Annotated in this window: 13 protein-coding genes; 9 read left to right on the top strand and 4 right to left on the bottom strand. The window is 71.7% G+C overall.

The annotated features are described in order from the left end of the window. Window positions 1–5 precede the first annotated feature (5 nt). The 4 genes from ABH926_RS38865 to ABH926_RS38880 are packed head-to-tail and all read right to left on the bottom strand — an operon-like array spanning window position 6 to window position 4,015. Window positions 6–2,123, bottom strand: coding sequence for an acetate--CoA ligase family protein (locus tag ABH926_RS38865; protein ID WP_370370995.1), 2,118 nt, complete (start codon window positions 2,121–2,123; stop codon window positions 6–8). Continuing rightward, window positions 2,120–2,317 carry a ferredoxin gene (locus tag ABH926_RS38870; RefSeq protein WP_370370996.1) on the bottom strand — a complete coding sequence of 66 codons (198 nt, stop codon included), beginning with the start codon at window positions 2,315–2,317 and terminating at the stop codon, window positions 2,120–2,122. Before ABH926_RS38870 ends, ABH926_RS38865 begins: the two co-directional genes overlap by 4 nt. Window positions 2,318–2,324: 7 nt before the next feature. After that, a complete protein-coding gene (locus ABH926_RS38875; protein ID WP_370370998.1) occupies window positions 2,325–3,581 on the bottom strand; it encodes an NADH-ubiquinone oxidoreductase-F iron-sulfur binding region domain-containing protein in 1,257 nt (418 codons plus the stop codon). Further along, window positions 3,578–4,015, bottom strand: a complete 438-nt coding sequence (locus ABH926_RS38880) for a hypothetical protein (RefSeq protein WP_370371000.1) — start codon at window positions 4,013–4,015, stop codon at window positions 3,578–3,580. The genes ABH926_RS38875 and ABH926_RS38880 overlap by 4 nt, the downstream gene beginning before the upstream one ends. A 134-nt stretch (window positions 4,016–4,149) precedes the next feature. Here ABH926_RS38880 and ABH926_RS38885 point away from each other — a divergent pair, with 134 nt between their 5' ends. The 9 genes from ABH926_RS38885 (at window position 4,150) to ABH926_RS38925 (ending at window position 13,905) form a co-directional block, all read left to right on the top strand. Further along, window positions 4,150–5,394, top strand: a complete 1,245-nt coding sequence (locus ABH926_RS38885; protein WP_370371002.1) for an aromatic ring-hydroxylating dioxygenase subunit alpha — start codon at window positions 4,150–4,152, stop codon at window positions 5,392–5,394. Next, on the top strand, window positions 5,391–6,029 hold the full coding sequence (locus ABH926_RS38890) for a TetR/AcrR family transcriptional regulator (RefSeq protein WP_370371004.1): 639 nt from the start codon (window positions 5,391–5,393) through the stop codon (window positions 6,027–6,029). The genes ABH926_RS38885 and ABH926_RS38890 overlap by 4 nt, the downstream gene beginning before the upstream one ends. A 211-nt stretch (window positions 6,030–6,240) precedes the next feature. After that, window positions 6,241–7,410, top strand: coding sequence for a spermidine/putrescine ABC transporter substrate-binding protein (locus ABH926_RS38895; RefSeq protein WP_370371006.1), 1,170 nt, complete (start codon window positions 6,241–6,243; stop codon window positions 7,408–7,410). Continuing rightward, a complete protein-coding gene (locus ABH926_RS38900) occupies window positions 7,410–8,309 on the top strand; it encodes an ABC transporter permease (RefSeq protein WP_370371008.1) in 900 nt (299 codons plus the stop codon). The genes ABH926_RS38895 and ABH926_RS38900 overlap by 1 nt, the downstream gene beginning before the upstream one ends. Next, window positions 8,306–9,169, top strand: a complete 864-nt coding sequence (locus ABH926_RS38905; RefSeq protein ID WP_370371010.1) for an ABC transporter permease — start codon at window positions 8,306–8,308, stop codon at window positions 9,167–9,169. The genes ABH926_RS38900 and ABH926_RS38905 overlap by 4 nt, the downstream gene beginning before the upstream one ends. Window positions 9,170–9,174: 5 nt before the next feature. Beyond that, complete coding sequence (locus tag ABH926_RS38910) at window positions 9,175–10,302, top strand: ABC transporter ATP-binding protein (RefSeq protein WP_370371012.1); 1,128 nt, start codon at window positions 9,175–9,177, stop codon at window positions 10,300–10,302. Between the two features lie 26 nt (window positions 10,303–10,328). After that, the gene (locus tag ABH926_RS38915) at window positions 10,329–11,645 is read left to right on the top strand and encodes a flavin monoamine oxidase family protein (protein WP_370371014.1); all 1,317 of its coding nucleotides are present in this window, start codon (window positions 10,329–10,331) and stop codon (window positions 11,643–11,645) included. Then, window positions 11,638–13,068 carry an aminobutyraldehyde dehydrogenase gene (locus tag ABH926_RS38920; RefSeq protein WP_370371016.1) on the top strand — a complete coding sequence of 477 codons (1,431 nt, stop codon included), beginning with the start codon at window positions 11,638–11,640 and terminating at the stop codon, window positions 13,066–13,068. The genes ABH926_RS38915 and ABH926_RS38920 overlap by 8 nt, the downstream gene beginning before the upstream one ends. 129 nt (window positions 13,069–13,197) lie before the next feature. Continuing rightward, window positions 13,198–13,905, top strand: a complete 708-nt coding sequence (locus tag ABH926_RS38925; protein ID WP_370371018.1) for a glycosyltransferase family 2 protein — start codon at window positions 13,198–13,200, stop codon at window positions 13,903–13,905. Window position 13,906: the final 1 nt, after the last annotated feature.

Genomic DNA, 13,906 nt, shown 5'->3' on the forward strand with positions numbered 1-13,906 from the left:
GCTCCTCAGTAGTCGGAAAGGGACGGTGGGACCAGCGGCACGGCCCGGGCATCCAGGGCGAGCGCCCCGGACGGCAGGGCCAACAACGGGTTGACCTCGAATTCGGCGAGGTCGTACTGGACGGCGGCGACGCGGGTGATCTGCTCGATCGCCTTCGCGGCGGCAGCCACGTCGACCGCCGGCCGGCCGCGCACCCCGTCCAGCAGGGCGGCGCAGCGCAGATCGCGCAGCATCGTCTCCGCGCGGGCGGCGGAGACTGGCGCGAGTGCGAACACGACGTCGCCGAGGACTTCGGTGAACACCCCGCCGAGGCCCACCATCGCGATCGGGCCGAAGCGCGGGTCGCGGTTCACGCCGACGATCAGCTCGACGCCTGCGCCCAGATCCGCCATCTGCTCCACCGAGTAGGACGGCGCGGACAGGCGCGCATGCATCTCCCGGTGCGCCGCGACCAGCGCTTCCTCGTCGGCGAGGTTCAGGGCGACGCCGCCGGCGTCGGACTTGTGAAGCAGATGCAGCGCCTTGAGGACGAAGGGGCCTGATGTACTGCGTGCGAATGCCCGTACCCCGGCCTCGGTGCTGATCTCGGCCGAAGCCGGGAATCGCAAGCCTGCCTCGGCCAGCACGGCGCGCGTCGCGTAGTAGCCGGTGTCGGTCATCGGCTCGGCGGGTTCGGGCAACGGTTCCAGTGCCGCCGCACCGCCCTCGGCGCCGGCGTCTTCCGCGACCACGACGGCCGCCAGCGCCCGCGCCGCGTCCTCGATCGCCGCGAACACCGGGATGCCCGCCGCCTGCAGGTTCTGACAGCTCGGCGCGTCCGGATACATCGACTGCGCCACGACCGGCTTCGGGGACGCCCGCACCGCCCGGGCGATCGAGTCGGCAGCCGCGAGCTCGGTCGCGCCGAGCGTCCCGGTCGCGCCGCCAAGGCCCCCGGAGTCAGAAGAGTATCCGCCGAAGTACCCGGTCATCAGGACCGCGTCGATCTCGTCGGAGTCCAGCAGCGTCCGCACCACGGCCGCGTACGACATCGGGTCCTGCTCCCCCATGCCCGCCAGATCGACCGGGTTGCCGAGCGCCGAGGGCCCCCACAGCTGCCCGGCCAGCCGCTCCCGGACCCGCGGACCGAGCTCGGGGACCGCGAATCCGGCGGCCTCGGCGGCATCCGCGGCGACGACGCCGTGCCCGCCGCCGTCGGTGAACACCGCGACCCGACGCCCGCGCGCCCGGCGGCCGCCGGCGACCGCCGCGAGGACCGCGGTCATCTCCCGGGGCGTGCGGACCAGCTCGACACCGGCGTCCCGGCACGCGGCCGCGACGATCGCGGCCGACGTCGTCAGCGCCCCGGTGTGCGACGCCGCACTGCGCGCGGCCGCCGCTCCGCGTCCGGCGCTGAGCAGCACCACCGGCTTGCCCGCCGTGGCCGCCGCCTGCGCGAACGCCCGGCCGTCGCCGAAGTCCTCGGCGTACACCGCGATCGCCTTCGTCGCGTCGTGGCGCGCGCAGTCCCGGACCAGGTCCACGAGCGTGACGTCGGACTGGTTGCCGAGCGAGACGAACCGCGAGAAGCCCAGGCCGTGCGGCGCGAACGCGAGCTGGAGCTCCAGCGCCAGGTTCCCGCTCTGGCTCAGCAGCGCGACGCCGCCCAGGTCGAAGGCGTCAGAGGCCAGATACAGCTCGGTCGTGTTGTCGGCGATGCCCAGGCAGTTGGGCCCGACCAGGACCGCGCCGGCCGCCCGCACCTTCTCGGCGACGGCCCGCTGGCGCGCGAGCCCTTCGGCTCCGGTCTCGGCGAAGCCCGCGGTCACCGCGACGATCGCTCTGGCCCCGCAGGCCAGGGCCTCCTCGACGGTCTGCTCGTACACCGGCGCCGGGACCGAGACCACGACCAGGCCGACCGGTTCGCCGAGCGCGGTCAGGCTGGGCGCCGCGCTCTGGCCGAGCACGGTGCCCCCGCGCCGGTTCACCAGGTGGATCGGCCGGCGGTGCGGCGCACGCAGCGCCTGCGAGGCGATGGCGTGCCCGTACTTCGCCGGGTCGTCGCTCGCGCCGACCACGGCCACCGACACCGGGTCGAACAGCGGCGCCAGGTCGCGGCTCAGCGGGGCCAGATCGCGGCTCATCGCTGCGGCTCCAGGCGCAGCGCGCGGTTGGGGCAGGCTGCGACGGCGGCCCGGACGGCCGCCTCACCGTCGGCCGGGACCTCGGCCGCGAGGATCGCGGCGTAGCCGAAGTCGTCGAGTTCGATCTGGGCGGGGGCCTGTTCCTGGCACACGCCGTAGCCCTCGCACAGGGTGGCGTCCAACAGCAGTTTCATGGTTCCTCTATCGCGGTGCTGATACGGGGTGACTGGTGGTTCGGACGGTCGGGGGCGCCACCTGGAACCGGTCGGAGTCCGGCGTCCCGTCGGCGGAGCAGCGCGGGCAGCGGCCGTCGAGGTGGGCCTCGGTGAGCGGGCCGAAGGAGCGCAGAAGGGAGGCGGCGAGGTTCGCCGCCGCGTCGAGCAGGCCGCACGCGCCGCGCCGGACCAAGCTCTGCGACCAGCGGCTGAGCCGGGCCAGGTCCTCCTGCCCCGCGGTGCCGTGGACGACGGACGTCATCGTGCGCGCCAGCGCGGCGGTGCCGGAGACGCAGACCCCGCACTGGCGGCTGCTCTCGGCGGCCAGGCGCGCCAGGCCGTCGGCGGCGAGCCCGACCGGGCACTCGCCGGGAGCCAGGAAGTACACGGCCCCGCAGCCGAGCGCCGATCCCGCCGCGGCCAGGGCGGCCGGTTCGAGCGCGGTCGCCAGGCCGCCGGGGCCGAGGATCCCCCCGAACATGCCTCCCATCAGGACGCCGGGCGTGTCGAGGCGGTCCGCGCGGTAGGCCAGGGCCTGCAGCGACGTGCCGACGGGCACCTCGACCAGCTCGGCTTCCAGGCCCCGGCCGGAGACCGTCAGCACCGCCGAGTCGGGGGTCTGCGGCCGCGCCGCCAGCAGGGCGATCCGGGCCAGGGTCTCGACGTTCGCGACGAGCGTCGGGACGCCGTCGACGCCGGACTCGAAGGGCCGCGGGGGTTTCGCGGCCGGCAGCGCGGGGCCGCCGTTGATCCGGCGGATCGCCGACGTCTCCTCGCCGGCGACGTAACTGTGCTCGAACCGCACGATCCACGTGGGCACGACGGGCTCGCGTTCGGCCAGCGCGCGGCGCATGCTGTCGGCGGCTTCGTCGTCGGCCACGTAGACGTAGCAGCGCGCGGCGCGCGTCATGTCGGCGGCCCGCAGCATGCCGTCCAGGACGAGGTGCGGCCGCGCCCGCATCAGCCATCGGTCCTTGACCGAGCCCGGTTCTCCTTCGGCGCCGTTGGCGACGACCACCGGTACCGAGCCGGCGGCCCGCACGGCCTGCACCTTGGCGGCGGCCGGGAAGCCGGCACCGCCGCGTCCGCGCAGTCCGGCGGCTTTGACACGGTTGAACAGCAGGTCGGGTGACATCTCGCGATACCCGCCGGCCCGCCAGTAGGCGTCGCCGGTCTCCCGGCGGTCGGGGCTCTCGCCGAGCAGCGGTGCGGGCCCTGTCATCAGGGAATGGATCTCGGTCATCTTCTGTCTCGTCCGTTCGGGAGTCGCCGCAGGACTCGCACTGCTTCGGCCAGGGCTTCACGCTGGGCCGCGGCCCGGCGGTAGGCGGAGCCGGGCAGGCCGATGAGCATCGTGTGGTGGTCGAGGACGACCTCGGCGGCCAGCAGCGCCCGGTCGGCGTCGACTGACGCGACTGACACGTCTGCGTCGGCCGCGGCCGCCCGCACCAGATCGGCGACCTCGTCCAGGTACCGCGACCACGAACGCTGACTGCCGCGGACGACGAGCTCGCCGATGCGGCGGCGCTCGCTGTCCAGCAGCCTTGTCGGATCCGCGGGTTCTCCATCGGGCCGCGAGCGCATCCGCAGCGCGGCGACCGCCTCCGGCAGTTCGCGCTCGGGCTCCGCGGTGAGGCCGAGCCAGACCGGCCGGCGTCGTCGGAAACGTTCTGACACCCTCCACCTCCGGGGAGTGTTTCGGTGGGCGGGAGCGTAACTGACTAATTGATTAGTCAGCAACCCTTGACAGGCGGGAAACTTCACTGCAACCTGACTGACCAATCGGTCAGCCATCCCCTGAAGGAGGACCAGTGCCGATCACCGAACCGCTGGCGGCGGTCACCGCGCCGGGCGGACGCCCGGCCGAACCGCCCCCGCCGCCGGCCCTGGCCGCGCGCTACTACACCGACCCGGCGCTGGCCGAGGCCGAACAGAACGCGGTCTTCGCCAAGAGCTGGCAGCTGGTCTGCCACGAATCCGATCTGCCGAACCCCGGTTCCCGGCTGACCGCCTGGGCCGCCGGCCGCGAGGTGCTCGTGGTCCGCGACGGCGAGGGCGGTCTGGCCGCGTTCCTCAACGTCTGCCGGCATCGCGGGACCCGCCTGGTCGACGCCCCCGAGCCGGAGCCCGAGACGCCCGCGGCGATCCGCTGCCCCTATCACGGCTGGACCTACAAGCTCGACGGCTCGCTGGTCGGGGCACCGGAGGGCCGCCAGATCCCCTGCCTGGACAAGCCGAAGCTCGGCCTGTTCACCGTCGCCGTGGAGTCCTTCCTGGGCTTCGTGTTCGTCAACGTCGACGGCACCGCCGCGCCGCTGGCCCAGACCTGCGCGGGCCTGGCCGGGCAGGTGGGCCGCTACGCCGGGGGCGACCTGGTGCCGGTGGGCCGGGACCGGATCCACGATCTGGCCGGGGCCGAGGTCCAGGGCGCCAACTGGAAGGTCGCCGTCGACAACTACCTGGAGGGCTACCACGTGCCGGTCGCCCACCCCGGGCTGATGCGGCTGCTCGACTACCAGAACTACCGGATCACCGAGGAGGCCGCGGACTACGTCCTGTTCGAGACGCCGCTGCGCGACAAGCCGTCGTCCAACTGGCGCGAACGCCTCTATCAGCGGCTGACCTCGACGATGCCGGGCCTGCGGGAGGAAGACCAGCGGATGTGGCGCTACGCCGTCATCTACCCGAACACGCTGCTCGACTTCTATCCCGACCACGTGCTCGCCTGGACCGCCATCCCCGCGGGCCAGGACCGCGTCGCCGTCCCCGGCGGCTTCTACACCCGCCGGGGCTCCAGCAGGCGGACCCGCCTGGCACGCCGGCTCAACATCGCCATCGGCTGGATCACCAGCGACGAGGACGCCGAACTGCTGCGCCGGGTCCAATCCGGCATCCGCACCCCCGGCTTCGAACCGGGCCCGCTCTCGCGCCGCGAAGCCGGAGTCGGCTGGTTCGCCGATAGGATCCGAGCCGACCTGGGTTCGCAGGGTTCGCAGGGTTCGCAGGGATCACACAGATCCCAGAGATCATCCGAAGGGAGCGATGAGCGGCGATGAGCGCTGAGACCAGGACCGAGCAGACTCGCGCGGTGATCCTGCGGGCGGCGTGCGAGGTCATCGCCGAGACCGGGTTCGAGAAGGTCAGGATGCGGATGGTGGCCGAGCGGGCCGGCGTGTCCACGGCCGCGCTCCACTATCACTTCGACACCCGCGAGAAGCTCTTCCTGGAAGCGCTGCGCTACTCCTACGACACCACGGGTTCTGAGAACACCGCGACCGCGCCGCCGTCACAGACCCCGCACACCTGGCTCCTGGCCCGGGCCATCGACGACTGCCTGCCCGGCGACACCGAACTGCGCCGCGACTTCCTGCTCTGGCAGGAGCTGCATCTGCGCGCCGTCCGGGACCCCGACTCCCGGTCCGTCGCCCGCGACCTGTACGCGAACCTGCGGGACTGGATCGCCGGGATCGTCCGCGACGGCCAGGGCGCCGGCGAGTTCGGAGCCTGCGACGTCGGGCGGCTGGCCGACCTGATCATCGCGCTCACCGACGGCTACGGCGCGCGGATCCTGCTCGGCGCCTCGGCGATGACGCTGGACGACGCGCGCGACCAGATCTGGGCCGTCGTCGCCCCGCAGCTCGGGGTGCACACACCGATTCCGGCCACCGGCCCCAGGACCGTCACCGGGTAAACCCGCCCACTGCCGCGCCACCGCGGCGGTGCGGATCGCAGAGCCCGCGTCGCAGCCACCGGCGCGCGGTGAAAAACAGGTCCGCGTACCGCATCGGGCCGGTAACCCCCCTCATAACGCTCGACCCCGCCACCGGCGGTCCTGGGTACCGCCTTGCCGCGAACCGGGTCCCGGTGCCGGGCCCCTCCCACCCACGACGAAAGGACAAGCCATGTCCCGCCAGTCTTCCGAGGAGTCCTTCGAGCCGTCCCGCCGATCGCTTCTGCGCGCCGGGGCCGCCGGCGCGGTGGCCCTGACCGCGGCCGGGTGCGGATTCACCGGGTCGGGCGGCGCCGGAGCCGCCGGGTCGCCGGGCCCGGCCGCCGCGGCGGCGTCGACCGAGCCGCCCATCGACGTCAAGGTGGACGGCGACCTGGTCTACTTCAACTGGGCCGACTACGTCGACCCGTCCGTCTTCGACGGGTTCCAGAAGGAGTACGGCGTCAAGGTCATCCAGTCCAACTTCGACTCGATGGAGTCGATGGGCGCCAAGCTGGCCGCCGGGAACAAGTACGACGTCGTCTTCCCCTCGGCCAAGTGGACCCAGCGCCTGGCCGCGGGCGGGAAGCTGCACCGCATCGACCACACGGCGCTGAAGAACGCCCCGGCGATCTTCGACCACTACGACTACTTCCAGGACCCCTGGTACGACGACGCGTCCGGGCACAGCGTCCCGTTCACCATGTACAAGACCGGGATCGGCTGGCGCAAGGACAAGCTCGGGGACCTGACCGGCTCCTGGCAGGACCTGTGGTCCCCGGCCGCCAACGGCGACGTGTTCCTGCTGGACGACGAGGACGAGGTGCTGGGCATGGCGGCGCTGAAGCTCGGCCTGCCCATCAACACCGCCGACGCCGCGGACCTGGCGAAGATCGACGCCGAGCTGAAGAACCTGCGCCCGCGCCTGCGCGGCTTCTCCAGCGACGACTACAACAACCTGCTCAACGGCAATGCCCTGATGACCCAGGCCTGGAGCGGCGACATGGTCTCCGTGCTCAACCAGGCCAAGGACGCCTCGGTCTACGGGTTCCAGACCGCCAGGGAGGGGTCGCCGGTGAACACGGACTGCTACGTGATCCCGGCCAACGCCGAGCATCCCGGCACCGCGATGCTCTTCATCGACTACATGCTCCGGCCGGAGAACGTCATCAAGAACATCGACTACATCGGCTACCCGATGCCCGTGAACGGCACCGAGGACGCCTACGCGAAGCTCGTCGCGCAGTTCCCCCAATGCGTCATCAAGCCCGAGGACCTGGTGACCGACCGCATGTTCCAGAACGGCACGGCTGCCCAGGGGCACGCCCGCGACGCCGTGTGGACCGACGTGAAAGCCGGCTGATGGTCGACATCGTCCCCGAACCCACGACCGGCCCGACCCGGCCGGCCGCTGCCGACACCCGGATCTGGAACCGCCTGGCGCTACCCGGCACGCTGTGGATGTCGGTGTTCTTCATCTCCTCGCTGCTGCTCGTCGCGGCGCTGTCCTTCGGGACCACCGACGATCTGGGCAACCCGCGGTTCGGCACCACGCTGGACAACATCCGGCGGCTGGGCGCGCCGGCCTACCGGACCGTGATGTTCCGCTCGCTGGAGTACGCGGCCCTGACGTCCGTACTCTGCCTGCTGATCGCCTATCCGGTCGCCTACGCGATCGCGCTGCACGCCGGACGGTTCAAGAACGCGCTGATCGCCGCGATCGTCGTGCCCTTCTTCGCCAACTACCTGGTCCGGATGTACGGCTGGTCGGTGGTGCTGTCCGACGACGGCCCGGTACTGCGCTTCCTGCGCGCGACCGGGCTCGCGGACTCGCACACGAAGATCCTCAACACCGGGCCCGGCGTCATCGCCGGCCTGGTCTACGGCTTCGTGGTGTTCATGATCATCCCGTTGTACGCGGCGCTGGAGCGCCTGGACACGTCTTTGGTCGAGGCCGGCCGCGACCTGTACGGCGGCCCGCTGCGCACCTTCCTGTTCGTCACGGTCCCCGCGACGCGGCAGGGCGCGGCGGCCGGGATGGTGCTGGTGTTCCTGCCGGCCATGGGCGACTTCGTGTCCGCGCAGTTCCTGGGCGGCCCGAACCAGATCATGATCGGCAACCTGATCCAGGACAAGTTCTTCGAGGGCCAGGACTGGCCGCTGGGCTCGGCGCTGACGATGCTGCTGATGGCCGTGCTCCTGGTCGGCATGTTCGGCTACCTGCGGCGGGCCCGCAAGGACGAGGCGGAGGCGACCCGATGAGCGCTGCGATCTTCCGGAACCGCTCGGGGCGGCTTCGTCCCCACCGGCGCGGTGTCGAGGCCAAGCCCCGCTTCGCCTTCGTGGTCACCGTGCTCTTCTTCATCCTGCTCTACCTGCCGATCGGCATGGTCGTGCTGTTCTCCTTCAACTCCCAGAAGTCGCTGACCGTCTTCAAGCACTTCAGCACCCGGTGGTACTCGGCCTTCTTCCACGACCACGTCCTGCTGTCCTCGCTGGGCATGAGCCTGAAGATCTCGCTGGTGGCGATGATCGGCTCGGTGGCCCTGGGCGTCGCGCTGGCGCTGGGCCTGGTGCGGGCGCGCGGCCGGCTCGGCTCGTACTCCGCGCTGATCATGCTGGTCCCGCTCATCACGCCGGAGATCGTCACCGGTGTGGCGTCGCTGATGCTCTACAAGGGCCTGAACATCACGCTGTCCACCGGCACGGTGATGATCTCCGAGATCACCTTCTCCATCTCCTACGTGACGGTGATCCTGCGCTCGCGGGTCGCCGCGCTCAACCCGGAGGTCGAAGAGGCCGCCATGGACCTGGGCGCGACGCGGTGGCAGGCGCTGCGCCTGGTGACGCTGCCGGCGCTGCTGCCCGCCATCCTGGCCAGCGCGGTCCTGATCTTCGCCCTGGTCTTCGACGACTTCGTCCTGGCCTACTTCACCACCGGGGTGGACCCGCAGCCGCTGGCCGTCCGCATCTACTCCGCCATCCGCTTCGGCGTCGAGCCGACCATCAACGCCGTCGGCACGCTGATGCTGGCCGGCTCGATCACCCTCATCGCCGCGGCTCTGTCCATCCCGCGCTTGTTCGGCCGCTCCGGCGGCCTCGACCTCCTGTCCGGGGACTGATATCCATGAGCACCACCACTTCGGCCGCCACGCCCGCGGCTCCCGCGGAGCCCGCCACCCCCGCAGTCCGGCTGGACCGGATCACCAAGAAGTTCGGCGGCGACGACGACAGCGCCGCCGTCGCCGACCTGAGCCTGGACATCGCCCCGGGCGAGTTCTTCTCCCTGCTCGGGCCCTCCGGCTGCGGCAAGACCACGACCCTGCGGATGATCGGCGGCTTCGCCGATCCGACGGCCGGGACGATCCTGCTCGCCGGGCAGGACGTGACCCGCCTGCCGCCGAACAAGCGGAACGTCAACACCGTGTTCCAGAGCTACGCGCTGTTCGACCACCTCTCGGTGGCCGACAACGTCGCCTTCGGCCTCAAGCGGGCCGGCGTCGCACGGCCGGAGATCAAGCGCCGGGTCGGCGAGATGCTGGACCTGGTGCAGCTGGACACGTTCGCCGACCGCAAGCCCCGCACCCTGTCCGGCGGCCAGCGCCAGCGCGTCGCGCTGGCCCGCGCCCTGGTCAACCGGCCGGCCGTGCTGCTGCTGGACGAGCCGCTGGCCGCCCTGGACCTGAAGCTGCGGCGGCAGATGCAGATCGAGCTCAAGCAGATCCAGCGCGAGGTCGGCATCACCTTCGTGTTCGTCACCCACGACCAGGACGAGGCGCTGACCATGTCCGACCGGGTGGCCGTGATGAACGCCGGGCACGTGGAGCACTGCGGCACGCCCGAGGACGTGTACGAGCGTCCGGAGACGAAGTTCGTCGCGTCCTTCATGGGGACCTCGAACCTCATGACCGGCGTCTACCGGTCCGCCGCCGGTGCCGTCCAGATCAGCGGCGGCCCGGCGATCGCCGTCGGGACCTGTCCGGAGATCGCCGACGGCACCGAGGTCAGCGTCTCGATCCGGCCGGAGAAGATCTGGCTGTCGGACTTCGAGGCGGACATGCCGCGGGCCCGCGGCGTCATCAAGGACACCGTGTACTCGGGCCCGACCACGACCTATCTGATCGAGCTGGCGCCCGGCGTGACCGTCGCCGCGCTGGAACAGAACACCGCGCGATCCCGGAACGAGGACCGCTGGGCCGGCGGCGAAGAGGTCGAGATCGCCTGGAAGACCGAGCACTGCCTGGTCCTGGCCTGACCGGCCCGGTCCTGGAAGGAGGGTTCATGCACCACTACGACGTGATCGTCCTCGGCGCGGGCCTCGCGGGGCTGTCCGCCGCGCGGGACCTGGCCGCCGGCGGCGCGGACGTCCTGGTCCTGGAGGCCCGGGACCGGGTCGGCGGGCGGGTCGAGCAGGCGGTGCTCGACGACGGCCGGATCGTGCAGCTCGGCGGCGAGGTGGTCGGGCGCGCGCACACCGCGTATCTGGGCCTGGTCGCCGAACTCGGCCTGACCCTGGTCCCCAGCTACGTCGCCGAGCCCGGGCTGATCGCCCGCGCCACGCCGGAAGGCGTCTCGGCCGGGGATCCGCCGCACTGGTTCGGCCCGGGGGACGAGGACTGCCAGCGGCGGGTGACGCAGGAGTTCGTGGACCTGGCCCGGACCGTCGACCCGGACGACCCGTGGTCGCACCCGGACGCGGCAGCGCTCGACGCGCTGTCGGTGGGCCAGTGGCTGCGGTCCGTCGGCGCGACCCCCGAGGTCGTGCGGCTGTGGGAGATCGGACAGCTCAGCCTGGCCAGCGGCTCGGTCGAGCGGACGTCGCTGCTCGGCGCGCTACGGAAGAACGCGGCGGTACCGAGCGCGGGCCACTACGACTACGAGGACTGGGAAGGGCTGCGCGTCGCCGAGGGCTCGGCGACGGTGGCCCTGGCCATGACCGTCGAGCTGGGGCACCGGGTGCGGGCCGGTGCCGCGGTGGCGGCCGTGGAGGTGCGGGCTGGACGCTGCACGGTCCGCCTCGTGGGAGGCGAGACGCTGACCGCCGACGCGGTGGTCAGCGCGCTGCCGGCGGGGCCGCTGCGGTCGGTCGCCGTGACCGGGGTGTCGGACGAGCGGCTCGCCTCGCTGCACGCACAACGCCAGGCGTGCGCAGCGAAGTTGGCAGTGGCGTACGACCGGCCGTTCTGGCGCGAGCAGGGAATGAACGCTCTGTCCGAGTGCGAGGACGTGCTCGGCAGCACCTGGCCGCAGGGGGTCGGACTGCTCTCTGCGCTGATTCCGCCTGAACGCTACGGCGTGATGTTGGGGATGCCGCCACAAGCGCGTATGCGGGAGCTGATATCGGACATCGCACGGCTCTACGGCCCCGAGGCCGAGCAGCCGACCGCCGCCTACTTGCGGATGTGGGGAACCGATCCGTGGACGCAGGGATACGTGACGCAGTGGGCTCCGGGAGACGTGATGCGGGTCGGACCGCTGCACGGCACGCATGAGCCGCCGTTCTACGTCTGCGGCTCGGATCAGTGGGTCGCCGGATACATGGAAGGCGCGGTGCGGACCGGCCGCGCGACGGCCACGGAGGTGCTGCGGCATGGCTGAGGTCACCGCTGAGGTCCCTACTGTTCTCAACCTCATCGGCGGACGCGAGTCAGCGGCGGCGTGCGGCGCGCACCTTGACCTCGTCGACCCGTCGACCGGTCGGGTCGCCGGCCGATCCGCTCTGTCCGACGCGGACGACGTCGATGCGGCATGTGCAGCGGCGGCCTCGGCATCCGACTCCTGGTCGGCGACCACCCCGGCCGAGCGCCAGCGGGCGTTGCTGCGCATAGCCGACGACGTCGAGGCGCGGGCCGGGGCGTTCGCCGACGCGGAGGTCCGGGAGACCGGCAAGCCCCGGGCCCTGTTCCTGCGGGACGAGTTCCCGGCGATCGTCGACGTGCTGCGCTTCTTCGCCGGGGCGGCCCGCGCCCTGCCGGGCGCGGCGGCGGCCGAGTACGCCGAGGGCCGCACGTCGATGCTGCGACGCGAGCCGGTCGGCGTGTGCGCGCAGATCACGCCGTGGAACTACCCGCTGATGATGGCCGTGTGGAAACTCGCGCCGGCGGTGGCCGCGGGCAACACCACGGTGCTGAAACCCGCCGACACCACACCCTCGACGACAGCCCTGCTCGCCCGCATCGCCGCCGAACACCTGCCGCCGGGCGTGGCCAACGTCGTGTGCGGCGACCGCGAGACCGGACGCGCACTGGTGGCGCACCCCGCGGTCCGCCTCGTCGCGGTGACCGGGAGCGTCCGCGCCGGCCGCCAGATCGCGGCCGCGTGCGCCGCCGACCTCAAACGCGTGCACCTGGAACTCGGCGGCAACGCCCCGGTCGTCGTCCACGACGACGTGGACGTGGAGGTGACGGCCGCCGCCCTGGCCGCCGTCGCGTTCTACAACGCCGGCCAGGACTGCACCGCGGCGACGCGCCTGCTGGTCGACCGGACGATCCACGACGCCTTCGTGGCGGCGTTCACCGAGCAGGTAGCGGCACTGCGCACCGGCCCGACAGCCGACGCCGACTTCGGCCCCCTCAACAGCGCCGCCCAGCTGGCGGCGGTCCGCGGTGTCCTGGAACGCCTGCCGGCGCACGCGGAAGTGGCGGTGGGCGGCCACGCACTCGACGGCCCCGGCTGGTACCACGAACCGACGGTGGTCCTGCACGTCGCGCAGGACGACGAGATCGTCCAGGAGGAGACCTTCGGCCCGGTCGTCACGGTGCAGTCGTTCGCCACCGAGGCCGAGGCCATGGCGCTGGCCAACGGCGTCCGCCACGGACTGGCCGCGAGCGTGTGGACGCGCGACCACGACCGCGCGATGCGGGCGGTACGCGGCTTCCGCTCCGGGATCGCGTGGGCCAACACGCACGGCACGACGGTGTCGGAGATGCCGCACGGCGGAATCGGGCACTCCGGCTACGGCAGCGATCTCGCGATGGCCGGGCTGCTGGACTACACGCAGGTCAAGCACGTCATGGTCTGAGGCGGCACGCTGAGGCGGCACGCCCGGCGATCAGCGCCCCGGGCCAGACCTCACGTCGTAAGCTTGAGGACGAGGCTCGCTCGCCGGGCGAACACACAGCCCTCCTGAGGGCCGATTCGGAGGACCTCGGTGCAGTCGACGAGCGGAAACAGCACGCTGATCATCATTCCGGCCTGGAATGAGGGTGCGTCGATCGAGGCCGTCGTCAAGGACCTGCGGTCGTCGCTGCCCGACGTGGACGTCCTGGTCGTCGACGACGGGTCGACGGACGATACAGCGGCCGTCGCCGGTGCGGCGGGGGCCAAGGTGGTGCAGCTGCCGTACAACCTCGGTGTCGGCGGGGCCCGGCGCCTGGGATATGTCTACGCCCGGAATTACGGATACCAGATCGCCGTCCAATTCGACGCCGACGGCCAGCACCAGTCGAGCAGCATCCCCGCACTGATCGCCGGCCTGGAGGAAGCCGACCTCGTCATCGGCGCCAGATTCGCCGGAGCGGGTGAATACCGCGCATCCGGGCCGCGGTGGTGGGCGATGTCCTTGTTCAGCTTCGTCATCTCACGGCAGGCGAGGACCAGGCTCACCGACACGACATCCGGCCTTCGCGTCTGCAATCGGGACCTCATCGAGTACTTCGCGAGGTGGTATCCGGTCGAATACCTCGCGGACACCATCGACACCCTGGTCCGGGTCATCAAGGCGGGTTACACCGTGCGCCAGGTGCCCGTCGTGATGCAGCCGCGGATTGGAGGAGTCCCCAGTACGTCTCCTTTGAAATCCGTTCCCTACCTCGTCCGCGCGGTCTTCGTGTTGCTCCTGGCGTACATCCGCGAATAGG

Source organism: Catenulispora sp. GP43, assembly GCF_041260665.1.
Taxonomy (GTDB): Bacteria; Actinomycetota; Actinomycetes; order Streptomycetales; family Catenulisporaceae; genus Catenulispora.